Annotated in this window: 11 protein-coding genes; 5 read left to right on the top strand and 6 right to left on the bottom strand. The window is 68.0% G+C overall.

From position 1 onward, the window contains the following. Positions 1-7 precede the first annotated feature (7 nt). Positions 8-571 carry a DNA-3-methyladenine glycosylase I gene (locus tag H8S47_RS00925; RefSeq protein WP_187502043.1) on the bottom strand — a complete coding sequence of 188 codons (564 nt, stop codon included), beginning with the start codon at positions 569-571 and terminating at the stop codon, positions 8-10. Positions 572-844: 273 nt separating this feature from the next. Between H8S47_RS00925 and H8S47_RS00930 the strand changes: the two genes are divergently transcribed. Then, a complete protein-coding gene (locus H8S47_RS00930; RefSeq protein WP_187502044.1) occupies positions 845-2,047 on the top strand; it encodes an acyl-CoA dehydrogenase family protein in 1,203 nt (400 codons plus the stop codon). 12 nt (positions 2,048-2,059) lie between these two features. Here H8S47_RS00930 and H8S47_RS00935 read toward each other — a convergent pair whose 3' ends face one another. Next, positions 2,060-3,358, bottom strand: coding sequence for a sensor histidine kinase (locus H8S47_RS00935; protein WP_235982522.1), 1,299 nt, complete (start codon positions 3,356-3,358; stop codon positions 2,060-2,062). A gap of 8 nt (positions 3,359-3,366) precedes the next feature. Then, positions 3,367-4,041, bottom strand: coding sequence for a response regulator (locus H8S47_RS00940; RefSeq protein ID WP_187502046.1), 675 nt, complete (start codon positions 4,039-4,041; stop codon positions 3,367-3,369). A 95-nt stretch (positions 4,042-4,136) separates the two neighbouring features. Between H8S47_RS00940 and H8S47_RS00945 the strand changes: the two genes are divergently transcribed. From H8S47_RS00945 to H8S47_RS00960, 4 genes are read left to right on the top strand one after another with little or no spacing between them, the layout of a single operon-like run. Beyond that, a complete protein-coding gene (locus tag H8S47_RS00945; protein ID WP_187502047.1) occupies positions 4,137-5,399 on the top strand; it encodes an efflux RND transporter periplasmic adaptor subunit in 1,263 nt (420 codons plus the stop codon). Further along, on the top strand, positions 5,396-8,572 hold the full coding sequence (locus H8S47_RS00950) for an efflux RND transporter permease subunit (RefSeq protein WP_187502048.1): 3,177 nt from the start codon (positions 5,396-5,398) through the stop codon (positions 8,570-8,572). The genes H8S47_RS00945 and H8S47_RS00950 overlap by 4 nt, the downstream gene beginning before the upstream one ends. After that, positions 8,569-9,990 (top strand): efflux transporter outer membrane subunit, encoded by a 1,422-nt coding sequence (locus tag H8S47_RS00955; protein WP_187502049.1) that lies wholly within the window; start codon positions 8,569-8,571, stop codon positions 9,988-9,990. The genes H8S47_RS00950 and H8S47_RS00955 overlap by 4 nt, the downstream gene beginning before the upstream one ends. A 3-nt stretch (positions 9,991-9,993) precedes the next feature. Continuing rightward, positions 9,994-10,620, top strand: coding sequence for a hypothetical protein (locus H8S47_RS00960; protein ID WP_187502050.1), 627 nt, complete (start codon positions 9,994-9,996; stop codon positions 10,618-10,620). Between the two features lie 21 nt (positions 10,621-10,641). On the opposite strand, the gene H8S47_RS00965 is transcribed toward H8S47_RS00960, so the two are convergent. From H8S47_RS00965 to H8S47_RS00975, 3 genes are all read right to left on the bottom strand, one after another. Further along, entirely contained in the window at positions 10,642-11,886 is a 1,245-nt protein-coding gene (locus H8S47_RS00965; protein WP_187502051.1) for an NAD(P)/FAD-dependent oxidoreductase, read from the bottom strand. A gap of 162 nt (positions 11,887-12,048) precedes the next feature. Beyond that, the gene (cobA, locus tag H8S47_RS00970; RefSeq protein WP_187502052.1) at positions 12,049-12,846 is read right to left on the bottom strand and encodes a uroporphyrinogen-III C-methyltransferase; all 798 of its coding nucleotides are present in this window, start codon (positions 12,844-12,846) and stop codon (positions 12,049-12,051) included. Then, on the bottom strand, positions 12,836-15,430 hold the full coding sequence (locus H8S47_RS00975; RefSeq protein ID WP_187502053.1) for a nitrate reductase: 2,595 nt from the start codon (positions 15,428-15,430) through the stop codon (positions 12,836-12,838). The genes cobA and H8S47_RS00975 overlap by 11 nt, the downstream gene beginning before the upstream one ends. Positions 15,431-15,493: the final 63 nt, after the last annotated feature.

The following is a 15,493-nucleotide window of genomic DNA, read 5'->3' on the forward strand; positions in this document are numbered from 1 at the left end:
CGCCGCATCACGCGGTGGTTCGCCGGAAACAGCACGCCTCGTGGTCGTCGACTAGCCCGCACGCCTGCATCCACGCATAGACGATGACCGGCCCGACGAACTTGAACCCGCGCTGCTTGAGCGCCGCGGACAGCGCCTCCGATGCCGGCGACCGGGTCAGCGCCTTCTCGCCATCGCCGATGACAGGGGAGCCGTCGACGAAGCGCCAGACGAAATCGGCGAAATCTTCGCCGGCGTCGCGCATCGCCAGATAGGCGCGGGCGTTGCCGATCGTCGCTTCGATCTTGGCGCGCGAGCGAACGATGCCGGCATTGGCAAGCATCGCCGTGACGTCGTCCTCGCCGAACCCAGCAACGGTCTCGGGGTCGAAGCCCGCGAATGCCGCACGAAACGCATCGCGCTTTCGCAGGATCGTGATCCAGGCCAACCCGGCCTGAAACCCGTCGAGCATCAGCTTTTCCCACAGCGCGCGCGGATCGCGTTCGGGCACGCCCCATTCGGCATCGTGATAGGCGGCAAGCAACGGATCGCTTTGCGCCCAGCGACAGCGCGTGACGCCCGAAATCGTCATGTCGGGCACCGCGAGGTTTGATCGGGAATTGTCATGTTGCCCGGTACGATGCGCGGTTTGCGCGCCTCTGTCGATCCTGCGCCGCTGTGTCGCGCACCGAGAATGGATCGGAACTTGCCAGCGTCTGGTGCGATAGCGAAGGTGGTGAAGGGCACCGAAGACGGTGTGAATTGCCGAGAGAGGATCGCTGGACGCCATGCCGACCGACCTACCGTTCACCAAGCGCGCGGGCACCCCCCGTTCGGATACCATGATCGACGACGGATGGTTGTCATGAGTGCTGCCCCGACCGCACGGGCGGTCGCGATCGGTGAGCGGGTCGAGCGGTTCGTGCGCGATGAAGTCATACCCTTCGAGCACGATCCGCGGCGCGGCCCCCATGGCCCGTCGGACGATCTCGTCCACGAGATGCGGGGGCTGGCACGCGAGGCCGGCGTGCTGACGCCGCACATTCTCGGCGATGGCGAGCACCTGACCCAGGCGGAGACCGCGTATGTGCTGATCCGCTCGGGCCTGTCGCCGCTCGGTCCGCTGGCCTGCAACACGATGGCCCCCGATGAAGGCAATATGTACCTGATCGGCAAGGCCGGTACGACGGCGCAGAAGGCGCGTTTCCTGGCGCCGATGATCGCCGGCCATGCGCGGTCGGCGTTCTTCATGACCGAGCCGGCGGCAGAAGGGGGCGCAGGCTCCGATCCGTCGATGATGCAGACGACCGCGCGGCTCGACGGCAACCACTGGGTGATCGACGGGCGCAAGGCGTTCATCACCGGGGCCGACGGCGCGAAGGTCGGCATCGTCATGGCGCGTACGGACGCGGGCGACGGAAAGCTCGCGGCGACGATGTTCCTGGTCGACCTGCCCGATCCGGCGATCCGCATCGAACGCGTGCTCGATACGATCGACAGCTCGATGCCGGGCGGTCACGCGGTAATCGCGATCGGCGGTCTACGTGTCTCGTCAGACGCGATCCTCGGCGCGCCGCATGAGGGGTTTCGCTACGCTCAGGTGCGGCTGTCCCCGGCACGATTGTCGCACTGCATGCGCTGGCTCGGCGCGTGCATCCGCGCCAACGAGATCGCTGTCGATTATGCCTGTCGCCGTCACGCGTTCGGCAAGCCGCTGATCGATCACGAGGGTGTCGGCTTCATGCTGGCCGAGAATATGATCGACCTCCGCCAGGCCGAACTGATGATCGACTGGTGCGCCGGGGTGCTCGATACCGGATCGCTCGGCACCGCGGAAAGTTCGATGGCCAAGGTCGCGGTGTCGGAGGCGCTGATGCGGATCGCCGACCGGTGTGTCCAGGTAATGGGCGGTACGGGCGTGACCGGCGATACTATCGTCGAGCAGGTGTTCCGTGAGATCCGCGCCTTCCGCATCTACGACGGCCCGACCGAAGTCCATAAATGGAGCCTCGCCAAGAAGATCAAGCGCGACTGGAAGGCGGCGCAGGCCTGCGAAGTTCAGGGTTGAACGAGGCGCTTTTCAGGACGAGCGTGGGCCAAGTGTCATAGTGAACCGCAGCCCCCTGCCGCCGGGACCGGTCGCGACGTCGAGGACGCCGTGGTGCGCGCGGGCGACCCGGTCGACGATCGACAGGCCGATCCCCGAGCCTTCGGAGCGGGAGCCGTCGGTGCGCCAGAAGCGGTCCTTCAGCCGTGCGAGTTGGTCGGGCGCGACGCCGTCGCCATCGTCGGTGACGCTGAGGGAGGGGCCCGGCCCGATCTGGACGACGATTGCGGTGCCGGGCGGGGTGTGGCGCACGGCGTTGTCGACGAGGTTCTCCAGCGCGAGGACGATGGCGCCCGGATAGCCGGTGCCGCCGACGTCCGACGACTGGTCTTCGAGCGCGATCGTTCGTCCGCCTCCGATGATTTCCGGCGCGCGACCGGCGACCACGGCTCCGGCCAGTGCGAGGAGGTCGAGCGGTTCGCCGTCCTCCTCGACCGGCCGTTCGAGATCGGCGAGTGCGAGCAGTTGCGTCACCACGCGGGCGGCGCGGTCGACCGCGGCGAGCACCCCCGCCTTCACGGCCGCGTCGTCGACCGCATCCGCGCGCAGGCGGATCACCGCGAGCGGCGTGCGCAATTCGTGCGCGATGTCCGCGGCGAACGCGGCCTGCGTGCGGAAGCCGTCCTCTAGGCGGTCGAGCGCCTCGTTGGTGGCCATGGCGAGCGGCTCGACCTCGGACGGCAGCGTGCCGCGTGGCAACCGCGTGTCGAGCGTGCGCGGGCCGATCGCGGCTGCGGTCGCCGACACCGCCTGCATCCGTCGGGTGAGGCGTCGGGTCAGCAGCGCGCCGATCAGCGGCACCAGCGCGGCGATCGGCAGGACGAGCAGCGCGAACCGTTTCAGGAATGCGCTGACGATATCGTCGGTGACGACTTCGGGCGCGGCGCTGTCCTGCGAGGCGACGATCCACCGGCCGCCTCGCGTCGGCAGGCTGTACGCCTCGACCACCCCGCGGCGAAAGAAATGCGAGCCCTGATCCAGCGTTGCCGCGGCGATGACGGGCGGGCGGGCGGGCCCTTTTGCCAACAGGACCGCGCGGTTCCGGTCGATGACCGCGATCGCCATGCCATCGGTCAGCGCGTCGCTGCGAAGCGCGGCGTACGAGGGCAGGGCGCTCGCGACGATCGCCGCCTGTTGGCGGAGCAGCCGCCGCTGGTAATGATCGGCGGTACTATGGAGCAGCGCTGCGACGCCGAGCGACAGCGCGATCGTCGCGATCAATGCGGTGACGATGTGGAGTGCGACGAACTGACCCAGCAGGGATCGGGGCAACCTCGGCTTCACGGCTTGCAGACGATCATGTAGCCGACGCCGCGCACCGTCTCGATCCGCGCGCCGCTATCTGCATCGTCGAGTTTCTTCCGCAGGCGGTGGACATAGACCTCGACCGCGTTCGAGCCGAGATCGCCGCCCAGTCCGAACAGATGATCCTCGGCGATCCGCTTCGGTACGACGTTGCCGGCGCGCCGCAGCAGCAGTTCGAGAAGCTCGGTCTCGCGCACCGATAGCGCGATCGCCGCGTCCGCGACCCGCACCAGCCGCGTTTCGAGATCGAAGCTGAGGCGGCCGCACGTCAGCGACCGGCCGATATACCCCCCCTGGCGTCGCAGCACCGCGAGCAGGCGGGCGTGGAGTTCATCGACGTCGAACGGCTTCACCAGGTAATCGTCGGCGCCTTCGTTGAGCCCGCGGATGCGCGCCTCGATCGCGCCGCGCGCGGTGAGGATCAGCACCGGGCGAGTGTCGCCGCGCCCGCGCAACCGGTGCAGCAGCGAAAGCCCGTCCTCGTCCGGCAGCCCCAGATCGAGCAGGATCGCGGCATAGTCGCCGTGCTGGAGATAGGCGTCCGCTTCGTCGCCGCTGCGCGCGAGATCGACCGCGAAGCCGCGCGGGGACAGCGCTGCGGTCAGGGCCTGGGCGAGATCGCGGTCGTCCTCGATCAGCAATACCCGCATCGATCTTCGCCTCGTTTGGGTGCAGCGCAGCATCCGTAAGCGCGCTGTAAGCCAGCGACGCTACCGGCTCCAGTCTAATCCCCAAGGGGCTGATTATGCACGCATCGACGACACCCGAAACGCTCCCCCCGACCCGCGCGCTGTCTCGTTCCGCGCAGATACGCTGGCTGGGAATCGCGGCCGCCATGATCGTCGGACTGGTGCTGATCGTCGCGCTGATCGGCAAGCTCACGCATCACGAACCCGCGCCGGCACCGGTCGCGCCGGCGGGAACGTTCCGGCCGACAAAGGACCAGATGACCGGTCTGACGACGATGCGCGTCGGCTATGGCGCGTCCGATGCGCGGACGCTGGCGAGTGGCGCGATCACCGTCGACGGCGACCGCAGCACGCCGGTGCTGATGCCCTATTCTGGGCAGGTGGTGCGCGTGCTCGCGGACGCCGGGCAGCATGTGACGCAGGGCCAGCCGTTGCTGCTGATCAAGACCAGCGATTTCGTCGATGCGCGCAGCGGCCTGTTCGCGGCACGCGCGGCGGCGCAGAACGCGCAGGCGCAACTCGCCACCGCGGAGCGGACCGCGGAGCGCCAGCGGCAGATCTACGAGACGGCCGGCGGCGCGCTGAAGGATTATCAGCAGGCCAAGACCGATCTCGCCGCCGCGCAGGCGACCGCGCGTACGGCGCAGGCCGCGCTGGGGGCAGCACGCGACAAGCTGGCGATCCTCGGCAAGTCGCAGGGCGAGATCGCGCGGTTGGAGAGCGTCGGCGAAGTGTCCGGCATCCATGACGTGACGACGCTGCACGCGCCGATCTCCGGTCTGATCGCGACGCGCGACGTGTCCGCAGGACAATATCTGTCGCAGGGCGGCGACAAGCCGGTGATGACGATCACCGATCCGTCGCGCGTCTGGCTGATCGCGCAACTCGCCGAGGGCGATGCGAGCGCGGTGCATCTCGGCGACAGCGTCACCGTGACGACGCCCGCGCTGCCGGGGCGCAGCTTCCACGCGACGATCGACCTGGTCGGCGCCGCGCTCGATCCGCAGAGCCACCGCCTGCCGGTGCGCGCGACCATCGCCAACCCGGACGGCGCGCTCAAACCGCAGATGTTCGCGAGCTTCTCGATCCAGCGCCCGCACAGCGGCGACGCGCTGCTGGTCCCCGCCGAGGCGGTGATCCATGAAGGCGACGATGCCCGCGTCTGGGTGGTCCGGCCCGACGGCTTGCTGGTCGCGCGCACGGTCACGGCCGGCGAGGAGCAGGACGGCAAAGTCGCGATCGTCGCCGGGCTCAAGTCAGGCGAGCGCATCGTCACGGCGGGCGCGCTGTTCGTCAACGAAGCCGGTCTCGGCGAATGAACCGGATCGTCGAGTTCGCGCTGCGTCAGCGGCTGCTGATCGTCGGGATCTTCGTGGCCATGCTGGTGGCGGGGGGCGTCGGCTTCTACAATCTCAATATCGAGGCGTATCCCGATCCGGTCCCGCCGATGGTCGAGATCATCACGCAGACGCAAGGCCTGTCGGCCGAGGAGATGGAGCGCAACGTCACCATCCCGATCGAGGTCGGCATGGCGGGCATTCCGCATCTGACCGCGATCCGCGCGATCTCGCTGTTCGGGCTGTCGGACATCAAGATCCAGTTCAGCTACGACCTGACCAACGATCAGGCCAAGCAACAGGTCATCAACCGCCTGTCGCAGCTCCCCCCGCTCCAGGGTGGTGCCCAGCCGACCTTGTCCCCGACCAGCCCGGTCGGCGAGATCTTCCGCTATAAGATCACCGCGCCGAAGGGCTATTCGGTGATGGACCTCAAGACGTTGCAGGACTGGGTCCTCCAGCGTCGGTTCAAGCGCATCCCGGGCGTGATCGACGTCACCGGATGGGGCGGCAAGCTGCGCGCCTATGACGTGGTGATCGACAACGACCGGCTCGCCGCGCACAACGTCACGGTCGCGCAGGTGCTGGCGGCTCTCGGCAAGAGCGACGGCAATGTCGGCGGCCAGACGATCAACTTCGGGTCGCAGGCGGCGATCGTCCGCGGTATCGGCCTGATCCAGTCGGTGTCGGGGATCGAGAACGTGCTGGTCGGCACCGGCGGCGGCCAGCCCGTCCTGTTGAAGGACGTCGCGCATGTCCGCATCGGCAACGAACCGCGGCTTGGCATCGCCGGCTACAACGATCAGGACGACATCGTTCAGGGCATCGTCCTGATGCAGCGCGGCGCGCAGTCTATGCCGACGATCCTGGCCGTTCAGAAGGAAGTGTCCGACATCAACGCGTCGGGCATCCTGCCGCCGGGCGTCCATCTCGACCGGGTATATGATCGCTCCGACCTGATCCACCTGACGATTCACACCGTGCTGGAGAACATGGTGGTCGGCATCCTGCTGATCTTCGCGCTCCAGTGGATTTTCCTCGGCAATCTGCGCAGCGCGATCATCGTCTCGGCGACGATCCCGTTCGCACTCGCCTTCGCGATCCTGATCCTGGTGTTGCAGGGCGAGAGCGCCAATCTCCTCTCGGTCGGCGCACTCGATTTCGGGCTCGTGGTCGATGCGTGCGTCATCATGGTCGAGAACATCTTCCGCCACATGGTCGAGCGATCCGCGCATGTGGAAAACGGGAAGGGCCATTACACGCTCGCCAACCGCTTCTCGGCGGTGCTCGGCGCCAGCTCCGAGGTGAGCCGCGGGATCTTCTTTGCCGCCGCGATCATCATCGCCAGCTTCCTTCCGCTGTTCACGCTGACCGGCGTCGAGAGCCATATCTTCGGGCCGATGGCGAAGACCTATGCCTATGCGATCTCCGGCGGGCTGATCGCCACCTTCACGGTCGCGCCGGTGCTGGCGACGTTGCTGCTGCCCGACAAATTGTCGGAAGTGGAGACGTGGATCGTCGGCAAGCTGCGCCGCGTCTACGAGCCGGCGGCGGCGTTCGCGCTGGGCAACCGGGTCGTCGCGATCGGTGGCGCGCTGCTGCTGATGGCGGTCGCTCTGGTCGGCGTGCGGTCCCTCGGGATCGAGTTCCTGCCGCATCTCGAAGAGGGCAACATGTACATCCGCGCGACGCTGCCCGCGTCGGTCAGCCTCGAGGCGGGGCAGCCGGTGGTCAACGGCGTCCGCCGCATCCTGATGCAATATCCCGAAGTGCAGGCGGTATTGTCCGCGCATGGCCGTCCCGACGACGGCACCGACTCGACCGGCTTCTTCAACGCCGAGTATTTCGTGCCGCTGAAGCCGTTCGACACCTGGCCGAGTGGCGTCACCAAGGAGACGCTGACCGAGGAACTGTCGAAGCGGCTGTCGGCCAAATATCCCGGCGTCGACTTCTCATTCTCGCAGATCGTCGAGGATAACGTCGAGGAAGCGGCTTCGGGTGTGAAGGGCGCGAACTCGATCAAGCTGTTCGGCCCCGACCTGACGACGCTCGAGAAATACGCCGACCAGATCAAGGCGCAGATGTCCAAGGTCCGCGGGATCGAGGATCTCGGCGTGTTCCAGTCGCTCGGCCAGCCGACGGTGCGGATCGACGTCGATCGCGCGCGCGCCTCGCGCTACGGTCTGACCCCCGACGACATCAACGCGACCGTCGCCGCGGCGATCGGCGGCAAGTCGAACGTCGACCTGTACGAGAAGGACACCGATCGCCACTTCCCGATCGTCGTCCGGCTGAAACCCGAACAGCGCGACACGATCGACGCGATCCGCCGGATCACGATCGGCGCGCCGTCACCCGATGGTGCCAGCACGATCCAGGTGCCGCTGTCGGAGGTCGCCGACGTCAAGCTCACCTCGGGCGCGTCGTTCATCTACCGCGAGCATCAGGAGCGCTACATCCCGATCAAGTTCTCGGTCCGCGGCCGCGATCTCGGCGGTGCGGTCGACGAGGCGCATGCGCGGATCGAGCGGACCGTCCACCTGCCACCCGGCTATCACCTCGAATGGGCGGGCGAACTCGACAACCTCAACAACGCGGTCGCGCGATTGGAAGTCGTGGTGCCGATCAGTCTGTTGGTGATCCTGCTGCTGCTCTACGCGAATTTCGGCTCGATCCGCGACAGCCTGCTCGCGTTCTCGGCGATCCCGATGGCGATCATCGGCGGCGTGCTCGCGCTGGCGCTGACCGGAACCGCGTTCAGCATCTCGTCGGCGATCGGCTTCGTCGCGCTGTTCGGGATCGCGGTGATGGACGGGATCCTCGTGGTCACGACCTACAATCACGCAGTCGACGAAGGGTTTGCGCGGGAGAACGCGCTGGCGACGACTGTACGCCATAGCCTCAGGCCGGTCGTGATGACCTGCCTCGTCGCAGCGATCGGCCTGCTCCCCGCTGCCTTGTCGAGCGGGATCGGCAGCCAGGTGCAGAAGCCGCTCGCGCTGGTCGTGGTCGGAGGGATGACGCTCGCGCCGATCCTGATCCTGCTGGTGCTGCCGGTGCTGATCGACCGCTTCTCGAAGCGCGTACCGCCCGAGGATCGCGGCGCGCACGGGCGTGACGTCGGCCATCACGCCCATCCGGAGGCTCAAGCATGATGCGTCTCGCCATCCTCCTGCTCGCCGGCGTTACGAGCGCCTGCACGATCGGTCCGCGCAACCTCGACGCGCATGCCAGCCTGCCGCCCGGGCCCGCGGTGCAGACGTTTGCGCCTGCAAGCGCCGCCGCCCAATCCACTACGCTTCCAGCAGTACCGACCGAATGGTGGCGGACTTTCGGCAGCACACAGCTCGATACGCTGGTGAGCGAGGCGCAGGCGCATGCGACCGATATCGCCGTGGCGGAGGCGACGTTGCGGCAATATCGCGAGCAGGGTTCCGCCACGGCCGGCTCGGCGCTGCCGCAGGCCGATGTGAACTATCAGGCGGAGCGCACGCGGATCTCGAACGCGCTGTCGCCCGCGGTCGCGGACCAGAACCAGCAGCTCTACACGCTCTACACCGCGCAGGTGACGGTCAGCTATGCGCCCGACCTGTTCGGCGGCACGCGCTCGAAGATCCGCTCCGCCCGCGCCGCGACCGAGACGCAGCGGCAGCGGCTCGCGGCGGCGCGGACGACGGTGATCGCCAATCTGGTCGAGGCGGTGATCCAGCGCGCCTCGCTCGCCGAGCAGATCGTCGCGGCGCAGACCGCGATCGCGGTCAACCGCGACATCCTGCAGACATTGGTCAGGCGTCAGCAGCTCGGCGCGGTCGGGGCTGCCGATGTGTCGACGCAGCAGGCGGCACTGGCGACAGCGGAAGGCGCACTCCCCCCGCTGGTCCGCGCCGAAGCGCATCAGCGCGTCGTGATCGCAACGCTGATCGGGCGCTCGGCAGGCTCGGACCTGCCGCCGCTACCAACGCTCGCATCGCTCACCTTGCCGCGCGACTTGCCTCTGGTAGTCCCCTCCGATCTGGTCGCAAGACGCCCCGACGTGCTGGCCGCACAGGCGCAACTCGAAGGGGCAGGGGCCGATGTCGGCACTGCCATCGCCGCGCGGCTCCCCGCGATCTCGCTCAGCGGATCGGCGGGCGGCACGTCCGAACGGTTCGGCGACATATTCAAGAGCGGCAACCCGTTCTGGACGCTGATCGGCGGGATCACGCAGCCGATCTTCCACGCCGGCGCGCTCCGTCATCAGCAGCACGCCGCTGAGGCCGCGCTGGAGGGGGCGAAGGCGCAATATCGTGCCGCGGTGCTCCAGGCATTCGGCGACGTATCCGACGCGCTGACCGGTCTGCGGACCGACGCCGACGCGCTCGACTCCGCCACGCGGGCGACCGATGCGTCGGGGCGAGCGCTCGGGTTCGTCCGCCGCCAGCTCGCGCTCGGCGATGTCGGAACGCCTGCGCTGCTCAACGCCACCGCCACCGACGCGCAGGCCCGCGCGCAGGCGGTGCAGGCGCGCGCCGCACGGTTGTCGGACACGGTCGCGCTGTTCCAGGCCGCGGGCGGCGGCGTTTCGGGAGGGTAATCGATGGGCGGGATAACCGGCGCGACGAGCGGCAAGTTCGTCCTGATGGCGGCGACCCTGTTGTTTCACGGCAGGGTCGACAACGCACGCACCCTGATCGCGATCGTACCGGGCTCGCCGCATTCGGCAATCGGCGCCACGCTCGCCGATCGGATCGTGCACCGCGGCCGGGTCAAGATCGGCATCCGCGCGGAGTATCTCTACGCGCCGATCGTCGCGGTCGAACCCGATCCGGCGGCAGGCGCGGAGCTGCGGATCGGCCAGGATATCCTCGACGCCAACCCGATCGAGATAGACTTTCCGCACCACGAACTCCGCCTTTTGCTGCCCGGCGAAGCAGCGCACGCCGAACGCAGGATGACCGCGATCCCGGTCACGCACCAGGCCGACGGCTCGATGACGGTGCCGCTAACGCTCGACGCTGCGCCACCGACCGCGGCGGTGCTCGATCTTGCCCACGCCACCGACGTGGCCGCGCCGACCGCCGCCGGCGCCGTCGCGCTCGGGCATGCTGTCCTGAAGAACGTCGTCATCACACGCGGCGCTATCCCGTCGGTCGGGCTCACTGCGTTCAAGGACATGCGGGTGATCTTCGACCTCGGCCACGACCGGATCTGGGTCGCGACCTGACCCGGCTGTGGCGGTCGGCTGTCACTGCAAGCGGGCGGCCGATTCCTTCAGCGGGATGGCGGGCGATGCCAGATCGGCGTGGTCGGTCGGTGCAAGCAGGCCGATCAGCGCCCGACCCTGCACATAGTCGCGGGTCGCGTTGACGCAGTCGAGCGCGACGATGCGACCGTGCTTGAGATAGATCAGCGAAAACGATCGCGTCGCGGGCTCGCCGCGGATGATCACCGTGTCGTGGCCGGCCGAAAGCCCGACGGTCTGCAGTTTCAGATCATATTGATTGGACCAGAACCAGGGGACGGCGTGGTAGGGTTGCGGATCGCCGGTGATCGTTCGGGCGACGACGTTCGCCTGATCGGAGGCGTTCTGGACCGATTCCAGGCGGATGACGGCGCCGCCCGCATACGCATTGGCATGAGCCGCACAATCGCCGATCGCAAAGACATCGGGCAGGCTGGTGCGGCAGAACGTGTCGACCAGCACGCCGTTGTCACCCTCCGCGCCTGCCGCTAGAAGCGGCTCGACTGCGGGTTCGATACCGATGCCGACGATCACCATCTCGCACGCCAGTATTTCCCCGTCGATGAGACGCACGCCGCTGGCTGCACCGTCGCGTTCCTCAATGCAGGCGACCTTGGCTTCTAGGCGGATATCCACACCGTGCGCCCGATGCTCGGCTTCGAAGAACCGCGACAAGGGCTCGCCGGCGACGCGCGCTAGGACCCGGTCGAGCGCTTCGAGGACGGTGACGTGCTTGCCGAGTTTGTTCAGGACGGCCGCGGCTTCGAGCCCGATATACCCCCCGCCGATCACCACGACGCGGGAGACGCCCGGGAGTTCGGCGATCATCCGGTCGACGTCCGCGCGGTTGCGGACCGCGTGGACGCCGCGCAACGCATGCCCGGTACAGGACAGCCGCCGGGGCGATCCGCCCGTCGCCCAGACCAGTGATTCATAGCCGATCGCCGAACCGTCGCCGAGCGTCACGGTCTTTGCGATTGGATTGACGTGGGTTGCGCGACGGCCGGGCAGCAGCGTTATCGCGCGCTCGTCCCAGAACGCCGGTGGACGGATCAATAGGCGCTCGAACGGCTTGTCACCCGACAGATACTCCTTCGACAGCGGCGGCCGTTCGTAGGGATGGTCGGGTTCGTCGCCGAGCAGCGCGATGGTGCCCTCATACTTGCGTTGGCGCAGCGAGACCGCGGCCTGGGCCCCGGCATGGCCCGCGCCGACGATCAGAACGTCGTAGGAAGTCGTGTGCGTCATCCGTACCTCGTCGCCACGCCGCATGGCGTTGATATCTGCCGGGGCCGTCGATCCATGAGGACAGCCTGCTCCGCCGGCGATGATATCCGCGGCAGCGTCGCGCGTCACGTTCCCGTTCTCGGTGGGGCTAGGCAGACTGCCGGCGGGAACGGGAGGGTGAGGTTAATCGCCACCGACGCTAGCAAAACGCGAGGACACGAACCCCGTTTCCTCGACGGTTTCGAGCGTCCTCGAAGCGACCGCCTCGCCGATCAGCAACAGCGAGGGATCATGGTCGCTGATCGTCTCGACCAGAAACGCCAGTGCCGACAGCCGTCCGCGCAGAATGCGTTCGGTCGGAAGCGAGACGTTGACCGCGACCATCACCGGCGTGTCGGCCGCGCGGCCCGCCGCGATCAGGTTGCGCGCAACTTCGGCAGCGGCGGCGCGGCCCATGTAGACCGCGAGCGTTGCGTCGGGCGCGGCGAGCGCGGTCCAGTCGAGATCGAGCGCTTCGCCGGCGCGCGCGTGCGCGGTGACGAAGGTGAGCTTGCGCGCGAGGCCGCGCAGCGTCAGCGAGGCGCCGCCCGAGGCTGCGGCGGCGCTGGCGGCGGTAATGCCGGGGCATATCTTCACCGCGATGCCATTGGCGGCGAGATGATCCATCTCTTCGGTCGAGCGGCCGAAGATCGAGGGATCGCCGCCCTTCAGGCGGACGACGCGCTTGCCGGCGAGCGCTGCGCTGGCGATGATGACGTTGATCGAAACCTGATCCTTCGAATGACGACCCGATCGCTTGCCGACGCTTACCATCTCGGTTCCCGCCGGAACGAGCGCGAGGACGCCCGCGCCGACCAGCGCGTCGTAGAACACGATGTCGGCGGCGACGATCAGCCGTTCGGCCTTCCGCGTGAGGAGGTCGGGATCGCCGGGGCCGGCACCGACCAGCCAGACCGAACCGGGCGGGAAATCATGCGACATGGGCTGATCCTTGCGTGACGAGGAGTTTGGCGAGGGCAGGGCGGCACGATCCGCAATTGGTGCCGGCCTTCAGCGCCGCACCGATTGCGGGAACGTTGGCGAGCTGCTGGTCGGCGATCGCGGCGAGAATGGTCTTCAGCCCGACGTCGAAGCACGCGCAGACGATCGGGCCACGATCGACCTGAGCACCCGGCGCGCGGCCGGCGAGCAAGGTGGGCGCAGCGATGGCCTCGCTCAGTTGCGCGACGAGCCAGTCGCGGGGCGGGAGCATGCCGTCCCGGGTAACGAACAGGACGGCGGCGAGCCTGCCGCTCTCCAATATCGCGATCCGGCGCGAGCCCCGAGCCGCATCGACCGCTTCGATCCGCTGGCCCTTGGGCAGCAGCGCGTCGAGTGCGGCGGCGTCGCCGTTGCCCGCCATGTCCCACGCCGTTCCACCCGGTACCGCGACGCGCGTCGCCCACAGGCAATCGGGGCGCGTCGCCAGTTCGCCGCGGACCACGACGAAGCCGCGCCACTCGGTCGCGACGTGCTCGATCCGAACGGGCGTGGATTTGAAACCCGGCTGACCCGAGACAGGGTCGGCGAGCGGGCGAGGGAGAAGCCCGGCGCGGCCGCCGCTCGCGGTACGGTCGGTCCAGTGGATCGGCACGAACAGCTCGCCGATCCGCTGCGTCGCGACGACGGTCGCGCGGAAGACGCTGTCGCCCTGCGGCGTGATGACGCGCGCCAAGCCGCCATCAACGATCCCCAGCCGTACCGCGTCGTCGGGGTGAATCTCGACCAGCGGTTCCTCGCGGTGGCGCGCGAGCTTGGGCGACAGGCCGGTACGGGTCATCGTATGCCACTGGTCGCGGTAGCGCCCGGTGTTGAGCGTCATCGGCCATTGCGTAAGCGGGGCGGCAACCGGTTTTTGCACGACCCGGACGAGGCGCGCGCGTCCGTCCGGCGTCGAAAATCGGCCGTCCGCGAAGGGCGCGCCGCCCCAACGGAACGGCGTCATCGCATCATATTCCGCATTGCCCTTAGCGGCATGACCGGGAAGCGTGAACAGCCGCTTGCCATCGTTCTCATACGACGACAGCCGGCAATGCTCGCGCCAGATCTCGGCCGGACGGTCATAGGAGAACGCGGTCTTCCAGCCCATTCGCCGGCCGACTTCGGAGATGATCCACCAGTCGGGTTTCGCCTCGCCCGGCGCGGCCATAAACGCACGCTGGCGGCTGATCGTGCGATCGGAATTGGTGACGGTGCCGTCCTTCTCGCCCCATGCCGCGGCGGGCAGGCGGACGTGCGCGTGGACCGAGGTGTCGGTCGTCTCGATCACGTCGGAGACGACGACGAACGGGCAGGCGGCCAGCGCCTCGCGCACGCGCCCGGCGTCGGGCATCGACACCGCGGGGTTGGTCGCCATCACCCACAGCGCCTTGATCCGGCCGTTGCCGAGTTCGCGGAACAGGTCGACGGCCTTCAGCCCCGGCTTGGTCGCCATGTTGGGCGCGGCCCAGAACCGGCCGACGCGGGCGACGTTCTCGGGTGCGAAATCCATGTGCGCGGCGAGGCTGGACGCGAGTCCGCCGACCTCGCGACCACCCATCGCATTAGGCTGGCCGGTGATCGAGAAGGGGGCTGCACCCGGCTTGCCGATCCGCCCGGTGGCAAGGTGGAGATTGGTGATCGCGTTGACCTGATCGGTGCCCGACAGCGACTGGTTCACGCCCTGACTGAACATTGTCACGGTCTTCGGCGTCGCGGCGAACAGTTCGAAGAAGCGCCGGAGGTCCTGCGGCGGAACGTCGCAGATGCGCGCCACCGACCACAGGTCGCTGCCCTCGTCGAACTGGTCCCAGAACGCATCGGGCGTCGCGACGTGTGCGGCGAGATAGTCGTAATCGACCACGCCCGCGTCGCGACACCACGCGAGCAAGCCGTTCATCAGCGCGACGTCGGTGCCGGGCCGGATCGCGAGGTGGAGGTCGGCCTCGTCCGCGGTCTCGGTCCGGCGCGGGTCGATCACCACCAGCTTCGCGCCCGCGTCGCAGCGCGCGCGGATGCGTTGATAGACGATCGGGTGGCACCAGGCGGTGTTCGATCCGACCAGCACGATCAGGTCTGCAGCGTCGAGATCGTCGTAACTCGCGGGGACGATATCCTCGCCGAATGCGCGCATATGCCCCGCGACCGCGCTCGCCATGCATAGCCGCGAATTGGTGTCGATGTTCGCCGAGCCGATGAAGCCCTTCATCAGCTTGTTCGCGACGTAGTAATCCTCGGTGAGCAGTTGCCCTGAGACATAGAAGGCGACGCTGTTGGGGCCGTGCTGTGCGATCGTGTCGCGGAATCGTTTCGCGACGAGGTCGAGCGCCTTGTTCCAGGAGGCGCGACGCTGGCCGATCATCGGGGTGAGGAGGCGCCCTTCGAGTCCGGTCGTCTCGCCGAGATGCGTGCCCTTCGAGCAGAGCTTGCCGGTGTTGGCGGGGTGGTGCGGGTCGCCCTTGATCGTGACGGACCGCTCGCCGGTAGGAGTCGCGAGAATGCCGCAACCGACACCGCAATACGCGCACGTCGTGCGAACGGCCGCCATTAGCCCTCTCCCCCTTGGGGAGAGGGTTGGGTGAGGGGGAGTTGGGACGGGCAGCACGCGCCC

The organism is Sphingomonas albertensis, assembly GCF_014358075.1.
Classification (GTDB): domain Bacteria; phylum Pseudomonadota; class Alphaproteobacteria; order Sphingomonadales; family Sphingomonadaceae; genus Sphingomonas; species Sphingomonas albertensis.

What these genes read in the sequence shown, in the direction of transcription:
- H8S47_RS00925 (WP_187502043.1), bottom strand. Translation starts at nt 571, where the DNA reads ATGACGATTTCGGGCGTCACGCGCTGTCGCTGGGCGCAAAGCGATCCG.
- H8S47_RS00930 (WP_187502044.1), top strand. Translation starts at nt 845, where the DNA reads ATGAGTGCTGCCCCGACCGCACGGGCGGTCGCGATCGGTGAGCGGGTC.
- H8S47_RS00940 (WP_187502046.1), bottom strand. Translation starts at nt 4,041, where the DNA reads ATGCGGGTATTGCTGATCGAGGACGACCGCGATCTCGCCCAGGCCCTG.
- H8S47_RS00945 (WP_187502047.1), top strand. Translation starts at nt 4,137, where the DNA reads ATGCACGCATCGACGACACCCGAAACGCTCCCCCCGACCCGCGCGCTG.
- H8S47_RS00950 (WP_187502048.1), top strand. Translation starts at nt 5,396, where the DNA reads ATGAACCGGATCGTCGAGTTCGCGCTGCGTCAGCGGCTGCTGATCGTC.
- H8S47_RS00955 (WP_187502049.1), top strand. Translation starts at nt 8,569, where the DNA reads ATGATGCGTCTCGCCATCCTCCTGCTCGCCGGCGTTACGAGCGCCTGC.
- H8S47_RS00960 (WP_187502050.1), top strand. Translation starts at nt 9,994, where the DNA reads ATGGGCGGGATAACCGGCGCGACGAGCGGCAAGTTCGTCCTGATGGCG.
- H8S47_RS00965 (WP_187502051.1), bottom strand. Translation starts at nt 11,886, where the DNA reads ATGACGCACACGACTTCCTACGACGTTCTGATCGTCGGCGCGGGCCAT.
- cobA (WP_187502052.1), bottom strand. Translation starts at nt 12,846, where the DNA reads ATGTCGCATGATTTCCCGCCCGGTTCGGTCTGGCTGGTCGGTGCCGGC.
- H8S47_RS00975 (WP_187502053.1), bottom strand. Translation starts at nt 15,430, where the DNA reads ATGGCGGCCGTTCGCACGACGTGCGCGTATTGCGGTGTCGGTTGCGGC.